This window comes from Methylobacterium sp. Leaf456 (assembly GCF_001425465.1).
Classification (GTDB): domain Bacteria; phylum Pseudomonadota; class Alphaproteobacteria; order Rhizobiales; family Beijerinckiaceae; genus Methylobacterium.
Genome location: NZ_LMQV01000043.1, coordinates 83,782 through 102,243, shown reverse-complemented (window position 1 = coordinate 102,243; position 18,462 = coordinate 83,782). Strand labels below are relative to the sequence as shown.

17 protein-coding genes are annotated in these 18,462 nt (G+C 71.7%); 13 read left to right on the top strand and 4 right to left on the bottom strand.

Annotated elements, in window-relative coordinates; all coding sequences use genetic code 11:
• Positions 1-167: 167 nt before the first annotated feature.
• Both ASG52_RS21990 and ASG52_RS21985 read left to right on the top strand, forming a co-directional pair.
• Positions 168-1,889: a fructose-specific PTS transporter subunit EIIC gene (locus tag ASG52_RS21990; protein WP_056247839.1), complete on the top strand. Its 1,722-nt coding sequence runs from the start codon at positions 168-170 to the stop codon at positions 1,887-1,889.
• A gap of 291 nt (positions 1,890-2,180) precedes the next feature.
• The gene (locus ASG52_RS21985) at positions 2,181-3,674 is read left to right on the top strand and encodes a carbohydrate porin (protein WP_056247836.1); all 1,494 of its coding nucleotides are present in this window, start codon (positions 2,181-2,183) and stop codon (positions 3,672-3,674) included.
• Between the two features lie 23 nt (positions 3,675-3,697).
• Here the strand turns inward: ASG52_RS21985 and ASG52_RS21980 are convergent, their stop codons facing one another.
• Positions 3,698-4,558, bottom strand: a complete 861-nt coding sequence (locus tag ASG52_RS21980; RefSeq protein WP_056247833.1) for a C40 family peptidase — start codon at positions 4,556-4,558, stop codon at positions 3,698-3,700.
• A 259-nt stretch (positions 4,559-4,817) separates the two neighbouring features.
• Between ASG52_RS21980 and ASG52_RS21975 the strand changes: the two genes are divergently transcribed.
• Complete coding sequence (locus ASG52_RS21975; protein WP_056247829.1) at positions 4,818-5,195, top strand: hypothetical protein; 378 nt, start codon at positions 4,818-4,820, stop codon at positions 5,193-5,195.
• Positions 5,196-5,264: 69 nt separating this feature from the next.
• Here ASG52_RS21975 and ASG52_RS21970 read toward each other — a convergent pair whose 3' ends face one another.
• Positions 5,265-5,960, bottom strand: a complete 696-nt coding sequence (locus ASG52_RS21970) for an SDR family oxidoreductase (RefSeq protein WP_056247826.1) — start codon at positions 5,958-5,960, stop codon at positions 5,265-5,267.
• Between the two features lie 134 nt (positions 5,961-6,094).
• Here ASG52_RS21970 and ASG52_RS21965 point away from each other — a divergent pair, with 134 nt between their 5' ends.
• The 4 genes from ASG52_RS21965 to ASG52_RS21950 all read left to right on the top strand — a co-directional run bounded on the left by ASG52_RS21965 (position 6,095) and on the right by ASG52_RS21950 (position 10,071).
• The gene (locus tag ASG52_RS21965; RefSeq protein WP_082552685.1) at positions 6,095-7,297 is read left to right on the top strand and encodes a YihY/virulence factor BrkB family protein; all 1,203 of its coding nucleotides are present in this window, start codon (positions 6,095-6,097) and stop codon (positions 7,295-7,297) included.
• Positions 7,298-7,394: 97 nt separating this feature from the next.
• Positions 7,395-7,808 carry a peptide-methionine (R)-S-oxide reductase MsrB gene (gene msrB / locus ASG52_RS21960; protein ID WP_056247821.1) on the top strand — a complete coding sequence of 138 codons (414 nt, stop codon included), beginning with the start codon at positions 7,395-7,397 and terminating at the stop codon, positions 7,806-7,808.
• 284 nt (positions 7,809-8,092) lie between these two features.
• On the top strand, positions 8,093-9,370 hold the full coding sequence (locus tag ASG52_RS21955; RefSeq protein WP_056247818.1) for a CYTH domain-containing protein: 1,278 nt from the start codon (positions 8,093-8,095) through the stop codon (positions 9,368-9,370).
• Positions 9,371-9,789: 419 nt separating this feature from the next.
• Positions 9,790-10,071: a hypothetical protein gene (locus tag ASG52_RS21950; protein ID WP_056247815.1), complete on the top strand. Its 282-nt coding sequence runs from the start codon at positions 9,790-9,792 to the stop codon at positions 10,069-10,071.
• A gap of 10 nt (positions 10,072-10,081) precedes the next feature.
• Here ASG52_RS21950 and ASG52_RS21945 read toward each other — a convergent pair whose 3' ends face one another.
• A complete protein-coding gene (locus ASG52_RS21945) occupies positions 10,082-11,014 on the bottom strand; it encodes a DMT family transporter (RefSeq protein WP_286159136.1) in 933 nt (310 codons plus the stop codon).
• Between the two features lie 203 nt (positions 11,015-11,217).
• Here ASG52_RS21945 and ASG52_RS21940 point away from each other — a divergent pair, with 203 nt between their 5' ends.
• A complete protein-coding gene (locus ASG52_RS21940; RefSeq protein WP_056247810.1) occupies positions 11,218-11,883 on the top strand; it encodes an AAA family ATPase in 666 nt (221 codons plus the stop codon).
• Positions 11,884-11,953: 70 nt separating this feature from the next.
• The gene (locus ASG52_RS21935; protein WP_056247806.1) at positions 11,954-12,214 is read left to right on the top strand and encodes a hypothetical protein; all 261 of its coding nucleotides are present in this window, start codon (positions 11,954-11,956) and stop codon (positions 12,212-12,214) included.
• Positions 12,215-12,280: 66 nt separating this feature from the next.
• Here the strand turns inward: ASG52_RS21935 and ASG52_RS21930 are convergent, their stop codons facing one another.
• Positions 12,281-12,949, bottom strand: a complete 669-nt coding sequence (locus tag ASG52_RS21930; protein WP_056247804.1) for a MarR family winged helix-turn-helix transcriptional regulator — start codon at positions 12,947-12,949, stop codon at positions 12,281-12,283.
• A gap of 217 nt (positions 12,950-13,166) precedes the next feature.
• On the opposite strand from ASG52_RS21930, the gene ASG52_RS21925 reads away from it, so the two are divergent.
• From ASG52_RS21925 to ASG52_RS21910, 4 genes are read left to right on the top strand one after another with little or no spacing between them, the layout of a single operon-like run.
• Positions 13,167-15,317: a glycosyltransferase family 2 protein gene (locus tag ASG52_RS21925; protein WP_056247802.1), complete on the top strand. Its 2,151-nt coding sequence runs from the start codon at positions 13,167-13,169 to the stop codon at positions 15,315-15,317.
• A gap of 31 nt (positions 15,318-15,348) precedes the next feature.
• The gene (gene rfbF / locus ASG52_RS21920) at positions 15,349-16,116 is read left to right on the top strand and encodes a glucose-1-phosphate cytidylyltransferase (protein ID WP_056247798.1); all 768 of its coding nucleotides are present in this window, start codon (positions 15,349-15,351) and stop codon (positions 16,114-16,116) included.
• The gene (rfbG, locus tag ASG52_RS21915; protein WP_056247796.1) at positions 16,116-17,219 is read left to right on the top strand and encodes a CDP-glucose 4,6-dehydratase; all 1,104 of its coding nucleotides are present in this window, start codon (positions 16,116-16,118) and stop codon (positions 17,217-17,219) included. The genes rfbF and rfbG overlap by 1 nt, the downstream gene beginning before the upstream one ends.
• Complete coding sequence (locus ASG52_RS21910) at positions 17,216-18,445, top strand: class I SAM-dependent methyltransferase (protein ID WP_056247794.1); 1,230 nt, start codon at positions 17,216-17,218, stop codon at positions 18,443-18,445. The genes rfbG and ASG52_RS21910 overlap by 4 nt, the downstream gene beginning before the upstream one ends.
• The last annotated feature ends 17 nt before the right edge of the window (positions 18,446-18,462 follow it).

Sequence of the window (18,462 nt, the reverse complement as noted above, 5' to 3'; positions counted from 1 at the left end):
CGGGAGAGGGGAACCACGGTTCCGCCTAGCCGCCCTCACCGAGAATTTTTCGGCAACGTCGCTCCCCTCACCCGACCCTCGCTGACGCGAGGCCCACCCTCTCCCGCAGAGGGGAGAGGGGATGCGGCGGCACCCGAACCGATCAGAACCAATCACAGGAGGAACCCATGGCACAGCTCCTGGCGGTGGTGGGAGGCGGTGACCTCTCCACCCACGCCGTCCTCGCGGCGGAGGCCCTGCGCAAGGCGGCCGGGCGGCGCAACGCGGCGCTGGCGCTGGAAATCCGCGGCAAGGGCGGCGGCAACCCGATCCCCGAGGCGGCGATCCGGGAGGCCAAGGCCGTGCTCCTCGTCGGCGAGGGCGATCTCGGCGAGGGCCGGTTCGGCGCGCTGACCCGCGCGCGGGCCGCCATCGACGACGTGCTCACCGACGTGAACGGCGTACTCGACCGGCTGCTGGCCGGTGCCTCGGATGCCCCCGGCGCCGTAGCCGCCGCCGGCCCCAAAAAGATTGTCGCGATCACCTCCTGCCCCACCGGCATCGCCCACACCTTCATGGCGGCGGAAGGCCTTCAGGCTTCGGCCCAGGCGCTCGGCCACGACATCCGCGTCGAGACGCAAGGCTCGGTCGGCGCCCGCGACGCCCTGACGGCGCCGGAGATCGCGGCGGCCGACGTGGTCATCATCGCGGCCGACACCGGGGTGGATCGCGCGCGTTTTGCCGGCAAACGGCTCTACGCCACCAACACCAAGGCGGCGATCCGCGACGGCAAGGGCCTGATCGCCACCGCGCTCGCCGAGGCGCAGCTCCAGGCGGCGGGCACCGCGAGCGAGGCCAAGGCCGACGGCCCCGCCCGCCCGGCGGCGGCGGAGAAGAAGGCCGGCGCATACAAGCACCTGATGACCGGCGTGTCGTTCATGCTGCCCTTCGTGGTGGCGGGCGGCCTCCTCATCGCGCTGGCCTTCGCGTTCGGCGGCATCGACGCGATGAAGCCGGAGAATGCCGGCACGCTCGGCTTCGCGCTGGGCGAGATCGGCGCCAAGGCGGCCTTCGCCCTCATCGTCCCGGCGCTCGCCGGCTACATCGCCTACTCGATCGCCGACCGCCCCGGCATCGCGCCGGGCATGATCGGCGGCATGCTCGCCGCCAACCTCCAGGCCGGTTTCTTGGGGGGTATCGCGGCGGGTTTCATCGCCGGCTACGTCACCGCGTTCCTGAACAAGCACATCCGCCTGCACCGCAATCTGGAGGGCCTGAAGCCCGTCCTGATCCTGCCGCTGCTCGCCACCACGATCACCGGCCTCCTCATGGTCTACGTCGTCGGCGTGCCGGTGGCGGCCGTGCTCGCCGCGCTCACCGATTGGCTCAAGGGCATGCAGGGCGCGAGCGCGCTGGTGCTCGGCCTCGTGCTCGGCGGCATGATGGCGGTCGACATGGGCGGGCCGATCAACAAGGCAGCCTACGCCTCCGCCGCCGCTTTGCTCTCGTCCGGCGTCGATGCCCCGATGGCCGCGGTGATGCTCGGCGGCATGACGCCCCCGCTCGGCATCGCGCTCGCCACGAGGCTGTTTCCCAACCGCTTTTCGGGGCCCGAGCGCGAGGCCGGCGGCGCGGCCGCCGTGCTGGGTGCCGCCTTCATCACGGAAGGCGCGATCCCCTTCGCGGCGGCCGATCCCTTACGGGTGATCCCCTCCATGGTCGCGGGCTCGGCGGTGGCGGGCGCCCTCGCGCTCACCGCCGGCGTGACCCTCAAGGTGCCCCATGGCGGCCTGTTCGTCCTGCCGATCCCGAACGCGGTGACGAACCTGCCCGGCGCGCTGATCGCGCTGGTCACCGGGACGCTGGTGACGGGGCTGCTGGTCGGCCTCCTGAAGAAGCGGGCGGCGTGAAGCGCCCTCTCCTCCCCCTTGCGGGGAGGAGCCGGAGGTGGGGGTGGGGCAGAAGGCACCGTTCTGGTTCCTTCTGAACCACCCCCTACCCCCTCCCCGCAGGAGGAGGGGAATGCCCGCACAACCTTGATGCGGCATCCGGGCCACGCCTGGCCCGAAAATCAACATAGGTTTGGAAAACCGGCGAATACTTCTTTCGCGAAGTCTATCGCCCTGCAACCTTCCGGCTCCGGCGCAGATCGGAGGCTCGGACGAGCTGAATTCAAGAAATCGTTTACACGGGGGGACGACATGAAGGCGGTGACAGCAGCATGGGCCGTGCTCGGCCTCGGCGCGATGCTCGGTACACAGGCGCACGCGCAGGGTGCGCCGCCCGAACCCGGTCTCGCCCCGCCCGCCGTCGCCGCCCCGGCCGCACGCCGCCCGGTGGTCCGCCGCGTTGCCCGCCGTGCCCCATCGCGAAAAATCTTCGGCAACGACGGCAGCGCGGCGGCCGCCGCCGACGTGCTCGGTCAGAGCGCCACGCCGCCGACCCTGCCGCCGGGCACGTTCGATCTCGGCAACGGCCTGACGTTTCTGGCGAACTACACCGGCCAGGCCGCGGGCAACCCCGTCGGCGGCATCCGCCAGGGCACGGCGTATGCCGGCCAGCTGTTCTTCGGCATCGACGCCGACCTCAACCGGCTCGCCGGGATCGCGGGCGGCTCGGTCCACGTCGCGGTCACCAACCGCCACGGCCGCAGCCTCGCCCAGGATCTGATCGGCAACAACACCAGCGTGCAGGAGATCTACGGCGGCGGCCAGACCACCCGCCTCACCCTGCTGTCCTACCAGCAGAAACTGTTCGACAACCGCCTCGACATCGAGGTCGGGCGCTTGGTCGCCAACATCGCCTTCCTGAATTCGCCGATCTACTGCAATTTCCAGACGAACTCGGCCTGCGGCAACCCGACCTTCGTGTTCAAGACCTCGAACTTCACCTTCTGGCCGGTGGCGAGCTGGGGCGGGCACGCCAAGGCGTGGCTGACCGACAAGGTGTTTGTCCATGCCGGCGTCTACGAGGTGAACCCGCTGCACCAGCAGCCCGGCGACAACGGCCTCGACTTCTCGACCAAGGGCGCCACCGGCGCGATCATGCCGTTCGAACTCGGCTACTCGACGACCTTCGCCAACGACGTGCTGCCGCGCAATTACGGCATCGGCGGCTGGGTCGACCGCTCCGACTACGCGGACCCGGTGCGCGACGTGGCGGGCGGGCGCGCGGTGCTGACCGGGCTCGACCCGCGCACGCGGTTCGGGCGCTCGGGCGTCTATGCCCGCTTCGACCAGATGGTGTGGCGCCCCGATCCGACCGCGATCCAGGGCCTGACCCTGTTCGGCGTCGCCATGACCGGCACCGGCGGACGGCTGATCGAGGATTATTTTTTAGAGATTGGCGCGTTGCAGACCGGGACCTTCGCGGGCCGGCCCTACGACACGGTCGGCTTCGTCATCAACACGCAGAAGTTTTCGCCGCTGGCGCTCTCGAACATCGTCGCGGCGCAGACCTCGCTCGGCATCGACCGTAAGATTCCCGAGCACCAGATCATGATGGAGCTGAACTACGGGATCCAGGTCTCGCCCGCGATCCGGCTGACGCCGAACCTCCAATACATCGTCAACCCGGACCAGACCCGGTTCCCCTACCGCACCAAGAACATCCCCGACGCGTTCGTCGTCGGCGCCAAGCTCTCGGTCGATCTGTTCACGCTGGCCGGCCTCGGCCGCGGGCCGGGGAGCCCGTGAACCCTCTCTGACATCCGGGACCGTCAGGCGATGGTCCCGTCCGCGAGCCGCCGGATCGAGGTGACGGCCCCGAAGCTCTTCTCGGCGATGCGCTCGACCGCCACCGCCAGCGGCTCGATCGCCACGCTCATGTGGTGGCCGTTGGCGTGGATGAGGCGGGTCGCGTCGAGCATCATCCCGACATGGCCCTTCCAGAACACGAGGTCGCCGCGGGCCAGCCCGTCGAGGCCGGGGGGGAGCGCGGTGCCGAGCACCCGCTCCTGCTGGTCGGCGTCGCGCGGGCAGGTCAGCCCGGCGCGCTCCAGGCTGAGCTGGACGAGGCCGGAGCAGTCGAGCCCGAGGCTGGTGCGCCCGCCCCAGAGATACGGGGTGCCGACGAGCCGCTCCGCCACCGCGGCGGCGTCCGGCTCGGCGTGATCCAGCGGCACCGCGTGGCCGGCGAAGACGTAGCCGCCGCCCGTGAGCCGCCAGTATTCGCCCTCGCGCCCGTCCGCCGCGAAGGCGGCGCCGAGGCTCAGATGCGCGACGTGCGGGCGCTTCAGGTCGGCGGCGGGGTAGACGAAGGTGCGGAGCGCCGCGACCCGGTGGGTCGGGGCCGGGTCGGCGGGGCCGAGCGCGGCCTCCGGCAGGTAGCCGACATAGCCATCGCGGGCGATCTGGGCGAAGGCGAAGTTGTGGCTCACGTCGTAGACCGTCACGGCGTCGCCCATCACGGCTTCCGTGTCGAGCCCGGCCTGCACGTCCGGCCGGCGGCGTAAGGGGGCGGAGGGCACGGCGATCCGCGCGGGCCGGCCTTCGACGAAGCGCTCGGCTTCGACTTGTCCCCGCAGGCGGATGTCGGCGAGGTCGGGCCGGGCGGGGGTGAGGCGGGGATCGAGCGACATCGCTTCGGTTGACCCCACGATCCGGGCGGGATTTCGGCATCCGCCCACGAAACGCCACGCTTGTTGCTCTGCGGCATATCGACAGGGCACCTGCGATTTCCGGCCTCTCCATCGAATGTGCTGGCGCACGGACATACTCGGCGCGCATCCTGCATGCCTCGCAGCCGGAGCATCCGCCGGGCAGCCATGCGGCCGGCGGTCCGTCACGCCCGAGCTTGTTGCAATGCACAAACCGAGCGGACCGTCCTAAGATCGGCGCATGAACACCGCGAGTCGTGCCGTGAAGAAGACGCCCAAGAGCTTCCAGGACCTGCCGCCGATCCGGGTGCGCCGCGAGCCGCCGACGGTGGCCGAGGCGGTCGCCGCCGCGCAGGACCTGGCCGACGACATCGAGCAGCAGGTCGAGATCGCCGCCGGGCTGATCGGGCTGCCCTCCGACGAGGTGCGCCCGCACGTGGTCGCCGCCGCCAAGGCCGCCGCCGCGCGCCCGGCGCGGATGCCCGACCGCATCGAGCAGCGCATCATGGCGCCCGTGAGCCCCAACCGCGCCCCGCCCCGCGCGGTGATCGTCGAGCGCCGCAGCCGCCCGGCCGTGGTGGTTGAGCGCCGCGGGCGCCCGTTCGAGCCGCGGCGCTGAAGCATCGGCCCGAAAGGCGGGAACCGGCTTGTCGGAAGAGCCGATGCGAAACCATGGACTTCGGTCCGGCTACCAAGCCAGCGTCTCGCCCCGGTAATCGAGATAGGCCACGTCCCGGCGGCCCGCGAAGGCTTCGATCACCGCGACCATGCCGTTGACGCTGGTCGCGACGTCGAGGTCGGCCTCCGCGCCGCCCATGTCGGTGCGGACCCAGCCCGGATGCAACAGCAGGATGCCGTAGTCGCGCTCCGCGTGGCGCACGGCGAAGCTGCGGGCGTTGGTGTTGAGCGCAGCCTTGCTGGCCCGGTAGTTCTCCCAACCGCCGTCCTCGTTGAGGGCGACGCTGCCGAGGACCGAGGACATGAAGGCGAGCGTGCCGCCGGGGGCGATCCTGTCGGCGAAGGCCTCCGCGAACAGGATCGGGCTCACGGCATTGGTGAGGTAGACCTGCGCGTTGACCGCCCGGGAGACCGCGTGCAGCGGCTTGTCCGATTCGGTCGCCACGCCCGCCACCACGAAGACGAGATCGAATGTTTGGCCGTTGAGCCGCTGCTGCAGGGCGGCGACGGAGGCGTCGTCGTCGATGTCGGCGGTCTCGACGCGCACGCCCGTGCCCGTCAGCCGCTCCAGTTCCGGTGAGGACGAACGCTGCGTGGCGACGACCTGCCAGCCCTGTTCGGCGAATGTCTCGGCGAGGCCGAGGCCAAGCCCGCGCGAGGCGCCGACGATGAGCGCGCGCCGTCCGGTCGCCGTCCGGTCCGTCATGGATTGTCCTCGTTCTCTCGCGTTCTGGCCCTCCGACGCGCCGAGCCCGCCCTCGGTTCCCGTCAGCACGGGAACGGCCAAGCCTGAGTGACGTTGAACGGGGCCAGTCCCGCCGTCGAAACCGCCCTCGAACGATGTCCGCCTCTCCCAGCCCCACACCCCGACCGGCCGGGGAGACCGCCGCGCCACCCACCGCCTCCGTGCTCTGGACGGTGTTCGCCGGGGTGGCGCTGGTGGCGCTCGCTGCCGCGCCGCGGCGGACGGGCCCCGCCCTCCCGGTCGAGGACGACGAAGGCGGCGAGCCCCGCGACGAGTCCAAGTCCAACCCCAAGTCCAACTCCAACGGCGGCGCGCACTCGCACGAGGGCCGGGCCGCCCGCTGGGTGGCGGCGACGCAAGGAGACCGCGGGCGCAACGCGAACCATCCGGCTGAAATCCCCGCCCCCGGCTGGTGGGACATCGCCGTGCGGGTCTACCAGGAGTTCCTGAAGGACCGGGTGATGTCGGTGGCGGCGGGCGTCACCTTCTACTCGCTGCTGTCGCTGTTTCCGGCGATCGCCGCCCTGGTGACCTGCTACGGCCTGATCGCGGACGCCAACACCATCAACGTCCATCTCGCCCTGCTCCAGGGCGTGCTGCCGGGAAGCGCCCTCGAGATCATCGGCGAGCAGGTCAAGCGCATCGCGGCCAAGGGCGGGGGCACGCTGGGCGTGACCTTCTTCACCTCCCTGACGCTGTCGCTGTGGAGCGCCAACGCCGCCATGAAGGCGATGTTCGATGCGCTCAACGTGGTCTACGAGGAGGTGGAGAAGCGCAACTTCTTCTGGCTCAACGTCCGCTCGCTCACCTTCACGGCGGGGGCGCTGCTGTTCGTCATCCTGGCGCTCACGGCCATCGTGGTGCTGCCGGTGGTGTTCAACTTCCTCGGGCTCGGCGACGGGGCGCGGCTGATCGCGCTGGCGCGCTGGCCGGCCCTGGTCGCGGTGCTGCTGGGCGGGCTCGCCGTGCTCTACCGCTACGGGCCGAGCCGCGAGCGGGCGCGCTGGCGCTGGGTCGGCGCGGGCAGCGCCGTCGCCGGTGTGCTCTGGCTGATCGCCTCGCTCCTGTTCTCTTGGTACGTCACCAATTTCGGCAATTACAACGAGACCTACGGCACGCTCGGCGGCGTGATCGGCTTCATGACGTGGATGTGGATTTCGGCGATCATCGTGCTGGTCGGCGGCGAGATCAACGCCGAGATCGAGCACCAGACCGCCCGCGACTCGACCACCCGCCCGGTCCGGCCGCTCGGCCGCCGCGGCGCGCGCATGGCGGATACGGTGGGCGCGGCGGCCTGATATCTGGCATACCAGGGTCAGCCGCGCCGCCGGGCCGCACTCGTGGATCCTGTCGGCTGTGCCTACCTTTGAACGACAAAAACCCCCGGAGACCGTCATGGCCGGAACCGACGCACCGAGTGCCCCCGAGACCCGCACCGAGGACGAGTGGCGCACCGCCCTCACCCCCGAGCAGTACCACGTGCTGCGCGAGCACGGCACCGAGCGGGCCGGCACGAGTTGCCTCAACGCCGAGAAGCGGGCCGGCACGTTCTTCTGTGCCGGCTGCGGCGCGCCGCTGTTCGAGAGCGGCACCAAGTACGAATCGGGCAGCGGGTGGCCGAGCTTCTTCGCCCCGCTGGAGGGCGCGGTGGAGACGAAAGTCGACCGTAGCCACTGGATGACCCGCACCGAGGTCCACTGCGCCCGCTGCAGGGGCCATCTCGGCCACGTCTTCGAGGACGGCCCGGCCCCGACCGGCCTGCGCTACTGCATGAACGGCGTCTCGCTCGATTTCGAGCCGGCGGACTGAGTTTCTCCCACAAGACTCCCGCCGGGCTGTCGAGCCCGAACGAGAAGCCGGCGGCGAACGGGAGTTTTGCGAGGCACTCTGAAGTCCGACGTTCGAATCCCGGCCGTACTCCCGCGAAATCAACGACTTTTCGCCCCCGAGGCTTGCCGTGTGGTTGTTTGCGCGCCATCACTTGGCGACGAAGGCCATGGTCAAGACTTGGTGAAGGCTCGGGACCGTCGGCGCCGTCCGCCCCGGCGGGGCGGCGCCCGCACCGGATGCGAGCCGGCTCCGGAGGGAAGTGTATGAGTGTCGTTCGCCGCTTTCTCGTGGCGCCCTCGCTGGTCCGCCTGCTGCGCAAGGAGCGCGGCGGGGCGCGCATCACCGAGGGCTACTTCGCGCCCCAGGCCGGCCGGACCTCGTTCGTGCGCCTGCAGGGCAACAACTGCTTCCTCGTCCTCGTGACGGGTGCCGAGGGCGCCACCGCCGAGGAGCGCACCGAGGTGCCGCGCGCCCACGGCGACGCCCTGCTCGACGTCTGCGCCGGCAAGGCGATCTACGAGCGCACCGCCGTCTCGCTCGCCGGGACCGAAGCGCTGGTGGACCGCTACGTGCGCCCGGCCGGGCTCGATCTCGTCAGCCTCGTGTTCGAGGAGGCCGAGGCCGCCAAGGCCTTCGTGCCGCCGGTGTGGTTCGGGGCCGAGGTGAGCACGGATGCGGCCTATCACGGCCAGTCGATCGCGATCACTGGCGTGCCGTCGGCCGGCGAGGTGCCGCTCTCCAACGCCGCCCTCGACGCTGTGCTGGATCTGATCGAGCCGCGCTTCGGCGGCGGCCGCCCGGCGGTGCCGCCGCGCCCGGCCGCGCCGCCCGCCCCCGCGGCCAAGCCACCCGAGCCGCCGAAGCCCCCGGAGGCCCCCAAGCCGGTCGAGGCCGTGGTCGCCGCCGAGGCGCCCAAGGAAGCCCCGAAGCCAGCCGCGCCGCCCAAGGAGGCACCCAAGGCCGCCGAACCTCCGAAGCCGGCCGAGCCGCCCAAGCCCGCGGAGCCCCCGAAAGCCGTGGAGCCGCCTGCGCCGCCGCCCGAGCCTCCGAAGGCCGCCGAGCCTCCCAAGCCGGCCGAGGCGCCCAAGCCCGCGGAGGCGCCCAAGCCGGCGGAGCTGCCGAAGGCCGCCGAGCCTCCGAAGCCCGCGCCGCCCCCGGAGCCGCCGAAGGCAGCGGAGCCCGAAAAGCTCGTGGAACCGCCGAAGGCTGCCGAACCGGCCAAGCCCGCGCCGCCCCCCGAGCCGCCGAAGGCCGCTGAGCCCCCGAAGCCGGCCGAGCCCCCGAAGCCCGCCGAGCCTCCGAAAGCCGCGGAGCCGCCGAAGGCACCGGAGCCGGCTCCGGCCCCGGTCGCCGCTTCCGTCGCCGCCCCCGAGACCGAGGAACGCCTGCCGCCGGATGCCCGGATCGACGACGTGATCGAGAGCCTGTCCAAGGCGCTCGGCGCGGCGATCCGCAACCCGCAGGAGCCGAGCAAGGACGAGGACGTCGCCGAGGCGTTCGAGCGCTGGCAGGTCCGCCCCCGCCGCACCCAGCAGACCTGAGGCCCTTCGGCCGAAGAGAAAACGAAGCCGGCCTCGCCCCGCGAGGCCGGCTTTTTCGGGCCGGGACGGCCCGACTCTTAGGCTTCCGACACTCCGCCGTCATTGCGAGGCGAAACGGACGCAATCCAGCGCTCCGCATGGCCCGGAAGAGGCACGCCGTCGATGACGGGACGGCCGTCGCGTCCCGCCTCATCCTGCGATGTCGCGCTCTGGATCGCTTCGGCTCCGCCTCGCGATGACGGTGCGGGTTTTTCGCGGCCGTCGGCGCGGGCGAGAGCCGTGCTGACCACCGCTCATCCCCATCAGCAACCCACCCGGCGCGGAACCGGAATGCTCAAGCTTCGTTGGGTTCCCGACCGGGGACGGCTGCCGTGCGGCGCCGTCAGGCCCCGGGCTCCGGGATGCAAGGGAACGCCGACATGATCCGTCTCGCCGCCGCCGCCGCAGGGCTGATGCTCTGCCTCATGCCGCTCGCCGGCGAGGCCCAGGCCCAGGGCGTGCCCGGCGGCATGCAGCGCGGCGCGTCCGAGGGCAACCGCGTCGGCGGACCGATCGGCGCCGTGGTGGGCGGTGCGGTCGGCGGGGCCGTCGGCGGCGTCAACGGCGTGCTCGGGATCGATCCAGGCCGGCGCGCCTACCGCACCCGCATGCGCTCGCATCGCGGCTATCATCACAACCACCGTCATCGCCACGACCGCTGAGCGGATCAGTTCAGGCGCGCCGCCTCGCCCGGCGGCGCGCTAAAGCATCCTCGCCGATGAGGACGAGGCCCGAGGCGACGATGACGAGTGCGCCGACCAGCGTCCAGACCCCCGGCACGTCGCCGAATACGGCATAACCCAGAAGCACCGACCACAGGATCTGGGTGTAGATCAGCGGCGCGAGCAGGCTCGCGGGGGCGCGTGCATGCGCCAGCACCAGAAGCCAGTGCCCGGCGGTGCCGAACAGCCCGACCGCCACCAGCATCCCCCAGACCTGGGGCGAGCCCGGCGCCGTCCAGATCCACGGCAGCAGCGGGGCCATCAGCGCGAGCCCGGCAAGCCCGGTGTAGAAGATCGTCGTCGCGCTCGAATCATAGGCCGCGAGCTTACGCGTCACGATCACGTAGAGCGCGTAGCAGAGCATGTTGCCGAGGCTGAACAGCATCGCGGGCTTGGCCGCGAGCGTGTCGGGCCGTACGATCACCAGCACGCCGACGAAGCCCGCCGCCACCGCCGCGAGCCGCAGCCGCGACGACCATTCCCCCAGCATCGGCCCGGCGAGGAGCGCCACGGCGAGCGGCGCGGCGAACTGGATCGAGACCGTCTCGGCCAGTTGCAGCGAGCGGAGCGCCAGGAAGTTGCAGGCCGTGGAGCCGAACAGCAGCAGCGAGCGCACCACCTGCAGCGGCAGGCGCCGCGAATGCGCCACGCCCGGCCGCGTCACCGGGTTGAGGAAGGCGGTGACCAGCGCGACGTTGACCGCGTAGCGCATGAAGGTCGTCAGCAGCGGATCGACGCCCGCGCCGGCCAGCCACTTGCCGGTGGCATCGAGGCTCGCGAACAAGACGGGTGCCACGCACATCAGGGCAATGCCGGCGAGCCGGCGCGGATCGCGCAGGGCCGTACGCTCCGCCTCGGCGGCTTGGTCCGCACCCGTTCTCATGATCCCCATCCGGCTTGTCCGAGCCCGTCCTAGACCAGGGAGCGGTCGGGAGCATCCCGACCACGGGCGATACCGGGCTGCGAGAGCAAGGGCGGACGACTCGCGTTCGATCCCTCCGGGTTTTTCGCGACCGCGCGGTCATCAGCCGAAAATGGCACCGGCGGCGCCTGACAACGGTTTGCCAGCCCCGTAAATCGGACGGCATGTTCGATCCGCCTTCATCGCATCGCGCCGAGATGATCGGCGCGCCCGGTTCCGGCAAATCGTGGCTGTGGGCCGTGCTCGGCGAGCGGCTGGGCGATGTCGTCCTCACCCCGGCCGCGGCGGCCGAGGCTCCGCGCCCCGGCCGGCTGGAGGCCCTGCGCGACGATCCCCGCACCGTCGCCTTCCTGGAGGAGGGCCGGCGGATGCTCGACCGGGGCGACGCCGACGAGACCCTCCGGCGGCGGCGCAAGCAGTGGCTGTCGCGCGAGTTGGCGACGGTGCTGGATGCGGAGGCCGCCGGGCGGCCCGTGCTGTGCGACGAGGGCGTGATCCAGCGCGGGATGAGCGTCGCCAATTCCTACGGCGACGCCGCCGCCGTCGCCGAGCGCTATTTCCGGATGGTGCCGCCGCCGCGCGCCGTCGTCGCGATCGCGACGCCCCGTGCCCTGATTGCGGAGCGCATCACCGCCCGCGGGCCGCGCCAGGCCGCCCATCTGCGCGACCTCGAGGCGACGCTCGCCCATGTGGCGACCGGCCTGCGCATCCTGGGCGAGCGCGGGACCGCGATCGTCGCGGCCGACGGCGCCCGCCTCGCCGCCGGGAACGAGACGGAACTCGCCCGGATCGCGCAGGCGTTGCGCGCGGCCCTGACCGGGAACGCCTGATCGGCGCGACGGGAACGGAACCGCCAAAAAGATCGTTGTCCGCCCCATCGAAGCTGAGGAGACGAAGCTCATGACCAAGCTTGCCGCGATCCTGGCCGGCGCCGGCGCCGCCGCGCTGCTGGCCGAGCCTGCCCAGGCCTACGATTGGGGCGGGGGCACCTGCGTCGGCTACGGCTGCGCCCGCGTGCTCGACGACGGATACCGCGACGGCTACCGGCCCGCCCGGCAGTACCGCCGCGTCGAGGAGTTCGAGGAGCGCCCGGTGCGCGTCATCGAGCGCCGCTCGGTCCGCCGCGTCTACGAAATCGACGAGGACGACGACGAGGATTGATTTGATAGGTTCGGGTGACGCATCGGCTTTTTCCGAAACCCGGACCCACTTTGTCAGACCGATGCTTCACGGCGCCGTCGCCACCCCGTCGGCGGCGCTGGGACCGAGCAGGGCGTCGGCCTCGTCGTCGTCGCCCTCGCCGTCCATCTCGTGGTCGGCCTCGTGGCCGGTCACGCCCGCGGCCTCGGCGAGGCTGCGGGCGACCTTGCGCAGGAGTTTGCGCAGGCGACGCCGTTCCTTGTTGTCGAAGCCCTCCAGCAATTCGGCCTCGACCTCGTTCCAGATCCGCTCGATCGCCGCCGCCTTGGCCATCCCGGTCTCGGTGAGACGCACCCGGACGATGCGCCCGTCGCCGGCTTCCGCCCGCCGCTCGACGAAGCCGAGGGCGGCCAGCCGCGAGATCGTCTTGGAGGCGGTCGGGGGGCGCACGCGCAGGGTCGCGGCGAGGTCGCCCATGGTCATGCTGCCTGCCGCCGCCAGCGCCTGCACCACCTGCTCCTGGCCGGCGAACAGGTCGAGCGCGGCGAGCCGGTCGCCGACGCGGGCGCGATGGAGCCGGGCTGCCTGCACCAGCGCCCAGCCGACGCTCTTGGCGGCGGGCGGGCGCAGCCGCTTCACGGTCTTGTCCGCGCCCTTCTCCGCCCCCTTCTCCGCCCCCTTGGCCTGATCCGCCTTCGAGCCTTTGTCGGCGCCCTTGCCGGTCGTGGCGAGAGCCTCGTTTGCCGTCGCCGACATGATCCGGATTCCTTGAGCGCGAGGCGGGACGAGCCGGGAGACCGCCTCGTGACGGTGCTCCCCGCGGGCAGCATCTGACGCCTCGCGATGAAGCTTCGATGACAGAACGCCCGATCCGGCGGGCTTGCCTCACAGCTTTCGACGGAGGATGCACGGCGCGGATCATGGGGTGGGATCGGATGAGGCGGATGCGGGCTCGGCTCGGCGGAAGCGCGCGATGAGGCGCCGCGAGGCTTTTCACCTCCACGCCCTGCGCGACCTGCGCCGCGGGCCTGACGGCGCATGGATTGCCACCGGCCCCGATCCGGTGCTGGGGCTCGGCCCCGATGCGGCGGTGGCAGGTCTGTCGGGGGCGCGGGTCCGCGTCCGCTGCCGCCACGAGGGTGCGGTGCCCGTGCTCGCCGTCGAGGCCGAGGGGCTCGCCGCGCCGCAGCGCTACCGGCTGACCCCGCTTCCGGGCGAGCCCGGCATCGACGACCTGATCCGCCTGCCGCCGGCCACCCGCGCCCTGCGGATCGAGCCCGGCGCCACATTCTTTCGGCTCGATGCCGTCTCGGTCGAGCCGCTGAGCCGCATCGCCGCCGCCCGGTACCGGGTCCGAAAAATCCTCGAACGACTGCCGCCGCAGGAGCGCACGCCGCTGCGCCTGATGCGGCGCGCGCTGGGCCTGCTGCGCACGGTGCCGCCGGGCGAGATTCTGCGACGCCTCACCCGGGCCGGCGCGACCGCGCGCCCGCCCGCTAGCTATGCGGACTGGATCGCCGCGGTCGAGGCGCCCGCGCTCCCTTCCTCCGAGCGGATGCAAGAGTTGGTGAGCGCTCTGCCCGCCCGCCCGACGCTCTCGGTGCTGATGGCGGCCGGCGCGGACGAGGCGGAGCGCGTCGCCGCCACTCTCGCGAGCCTGCGGGCGCAGGCCTATCCCGATTGGGAGCTGTGCCTCGCGACAAACTCTCCGTTTCCCACCGACGAGCCGCGGCTGCGGCCCTGCCGCCCCGGCGCGCCCGGCGAGGCGGCCTCCCTCCAGGCGGCCCTGGCGGCGGCGCGGGGCAGCCATCTCATGGTGGTGGAGCCCGGCGCACAGCTCCCGCCCCACGCGCTCCTGGCCTTCGCCCGCCGCCTCGTCGCCGACCCCGGTCTCGATCTCGTCTATGCCGACGAGGATCGGCTCACGCCCGACGGCAGCCGCGCCGAGCCGCATTTCAAGCCGGACTGGTCGCCGGAGACGCTGGAGGCCGGCTTCTACATCGGCCGCCCCGCCCTGTACCGCACCGAGCGGGTGCAGGCGCTCGGCGGCTTCCGCGCCGCATGCGCGGGTGCGCTCGATTACGACCTTGCGCTCCGCCTCACCGCGGACGGCGCCGGCGTCGATCATATCGCCCAGGTGCTCGCCCACCGCCCCACGGACACGCCCCTCGACGACGCGGCGGCCCTGCGGGCGCTGGAGGCGCGCGGCCCCGCGCACCGCCTCGCGCCGGGCACCTTCGCGCTGCGCCGGGCGCTCGCGACGCGCCCGCTGGTCTCGATCGTGATCCCGACGGCCGGGCGCGACAGCATGGTGGGCGGGCGCAGGATCAACCTTCTGGCGAACTGCCTCGATTCGCTCCGAGAGCGGACGGCCTACGAGCGGATCGAGATCGTCGTCGTCGAGCACGGCGTCCTGCCCGAGCCGGCGCGCGGCGCGATGGAGCGGCACGGCGCCCGCGGCGTGCCCTATCCCGATCCGGCCTTCCACTTCGCCGCCAAGATGAACCGCGGCGCCCGCGCGGCGACCGGCGAGATCCTGATCTTCCTCAACGACGACATCGCCGTCATCACGCCCGACTGGATCGAGGCGATGCTGTCGCTGCTGGCCATCCCCGGTGTCGGCGCGGTCGGCCCCAAACTCCTGTTCGAGGACGGCACGCTCCAGCATGTCGGCGTCGTCTTCGGCGAAGGCTTTCCCGACCATGTCTGCCGCGGCCGGCCCGGCGACGAGGCCGGCTATCACGGATCGAGTCTGGCCAACCGCAACTACCTCGCGGTGACCGGCGCCTGCGTGATGGTGCGGCGGGCCGATTTCGAGGCGGTCGGCGGCTTCGACGAGACCTATCCGGTCAACTACAACGACATCGACCTGTGTCTGCGCCTGCACGAGCGGGGTCTTCGCACGGTCTATTGCGCGGATGCCGCGCTCCACCATTACGAGAGCCGCAACCGCGTCCCCGTGGTCGATCCGCACGAGCAGGCCCGCTTCCGCCGCCGCTGGGGCGCGCGCATCGCCCGCGATCCGTACTACCCCGACGCCTTCGGCATCCGCCCGCCCGCCTTCGGGCTCGACGCCGAGCGGTTTCCGCAAGCTGCGTGCCGCATGGTAGAGGCGTGGCGATGATGCAATCGACGCACCAGATCGGGGGCGACCTGTGAAAGCCGTCATCCTCGCGGGCGGGCTCGGCACGCGGCTGTCGGAAGAGACCGTGGTGCGCCCCAAGCCCATGCTGGAGATCGGCGGACGGCCGATCCTCTGGCACATCATGCAGATCTTTGCCGCCCACGGCGTGACCGAGTTCGTGATCTGCCTCGGCTACAAGGGCTACGTCATCAAGGAATTCTTTCTGAATTATCGGCTCCACCTGAGCGATGTCACGCTCGATCTCGGCCGCGGCCATGTCGAGTTCCACCGCTCGACCGCCGAGGACTGGCGGGTCTCGCTGATCGAGACCGGCGACGCCACCATGACCGGCGGACGCCTGAGGCGGGTGCGCGACTACCTCGGCGACGAGGATTTCTTCATGACCTACGGCGACGGCGTCGCCGACATCGACCTCACCGCGCTTCATGCGTTCCACAAGGCGCACGGCCGCCTCGCGACGCTCACCGCGGTGGTGCCGCCGGGCCGCTTCGGCGCGCTCGACCTCGACGGCGATGCCGTGCGCGCCTTCCGCGAAAAGCCCGCGGGCGACGGGGCGACCATCAACGGCGGCTTCTTCGTGCTCTCGCCGGGTGTGCTCGACCTCATCGAGGATGATGCCACCGTGTGGGAGAACGAGCCGCTGGAGCGCCTCGCCCGCGAGGGACAGCTCCACGCCTACCACCACCGGGGCTTCTGGCAGGCGATGGACACGCTGCGCGACAAGAAGCACCTCGAAGAGCTGTGGGCACGCGGCGACGCGCCGTGGAAGGTGTGGTGATGGGCGCGCCGTTGGGGACTTTGCCCGATCCCGCCTTCTGGGCCGGCAAGAGCGTGCTGCTGACCGGCCACACCGGCTTCAAGGGCGCTTGGCTCGCGCTCTGGCTGGAAAAACTCGGCGCCCGCGTCACCGGCTTCGGCCTGCCACCGCTGACCCGGCCGAACCTGTTCGATCGGGTCGGTTTCCCGCCCGAATCTTCGCGCATCGGCGACATCCGCGACCCGCAGGCGCTCGGCGCCGCCTTCGCCGCGGCGCAGCCGACCATCGTGATCCACATGGCGGCGCGCGCACTCGTGCGCCCGTCCTATCTCGATCCGGTCGGCACGTTCGCGGTCAACACCATGGGCACCGTCCACCTGCTGGAGGCGGTGAGGGCCGCCAGCAACGTGCGCGCCGTCGTGGTGGTGACGAGCGACAAGGCCTACGAGAACCGCGAATGGCCCTACGCCTACCGCGAGACCGAGGCGATGGGCGGCCACGATCCCTACAGCGCCTCGAAGGGCTGCGCCGAACTCGTGACCGCCGCCTACCGCGCCTCGTTCTTCGGGCCCGGCGGGCACGCGGCCCGGATCGCCAGCGCGCGGGCCGGCAACGTCGTCGGCGGCGGCGACTGGTCGCAGGACCGGCTCGTGCCCGACATCGTCCGCGCGTTCGAGAACGGCGAGTCGGTGGAGATCCGTGCGCCGCACGCGATCCGCCCCTGGCAGCACGTGCTGGAGCCGCTGGCCGGCTACCTGCGGCTGGCCGAATGCCTGTACGGCGCGGACGGCGCCGCCTTCGCCGAGGGCTGGAACTTCGGGCCGGCGGACGAGGATTGCCGCCCGGTCTCGTATCTGGTCGAGCGGCTGAGCCGGGGCTGGGGCGGCAGCGCCGGCTGGCACCTCTCCCCAAAAACCCATCCGCACGAGTCGACCTATCTCAAGGTCGATGCCTCGAAGGCTCGCGCCCGCCTCGGCTGGGACCGCCGTCTCCCCCTCGACGCGGCGCTGGACTGGACCGCCGCATGGTACCGCGACGCCGCCGCCGGCGCCGATCCGCGGGCGCTCACCGAGGCGCAGATCGCCCGCTACGGGACCCTTCGCGCGCCCGGAGCGAGCCCGTGACCCGCCCGACCTGCCGCGCCTGCGGCGCTGCACTGACCCGCACCTTCTGCGATCTCGGCCTGTCGCCGCTGGCCAATGCCTATGTCGGCGCGGAGCACCGCCACCGGGGCGAAATTTTTCACCCGCTCCACGCCTATGTCTGCGACGCCTGCTGGCTGGTGCAGTTGGAGGCCTTCGAGAGCCCCGAGGCCATTTTTTCCGACTACGCCTACTTCTCCGGCTTCTCCGCCGGGTGGCTGCGGCACGCGGAAAGCTACGTGGACGCGATGATCGCGCGCTTTCGCCTCGGGCCCGACAGCCACGTCGTCGAGGTCGCGAGCAACGACGGCTACCTGCTGCAATACGTCGTCGCCCGCGCCATCCCCGTGCTCGGCGTCGAGCCCGCCGCCAACGTCGCCCGCGTCGCACGCGAGCGCGGCGTGCCGACCGAGGTCGCCTTCTTCGGCCGCGACACCGGGCGGCGCCTCGCGCAAGCCGGCCACCGCGCCGACCTGACGGCGGCCAACAACGTGCTCGCCCACGTGCCCGACATCCACGACTTCGTGGCCGGCTTTGCCGAAATCCTGAAGCCGGAGGGCGTCGCGACCTTCGAGTTCCCGCATCTCCTGCGGATGATCGAGAGCCGGCAATTCGACACGATCTACCACGAGCATTTTTCCTACCTCTCGCTCGGCGTGGTGATCGGCCTCCTGCGCCAGCATGGGCTGCGGGTGTTCGACGTCGAGGAATGGCCGACCCATGGCGGCTCGCTGCGCGTCTTCGCCTGCCGCGAGGCCGCCGCCCACGCCCCGACCCCGGCGCTGGAGCGCGTGGTGCTCTCGGAATGGGCCGCGAACCTGTTCGACCCGTCCGGCTACGCGGGCTTCGGCCGGGCGGTGGCCGACATCAAATGCGCCGCACTCCGCTTCCTGATCGAGGAGCGCGCGGACGGCCGGACGGTCTGCGCCTACGGCGCGGCCGCCAAGGGCAACACCTTCCTCAACTATTGCGGCATCGGCCCCGAGCTGATCGCGGCGGTCGCCGACCGTTCGCCGCACAAGCAGGGCACATGGCTGCCGGGCAGCCGCATCCCGGTGGTCTCGCCGGACGAACTCCTGGCTCTGCGCCCCGACACGGTGCTGATCCTGCCCTGGAACCTCAAGGACGAGATCGCGGGCGAGATGGCGGCGATCCGCGCCTGGGGCGGGCGGTTCACGGTGGCGATCCCGGAACTGACGGTGTTTTGATGCGGATGCCGGCTCCT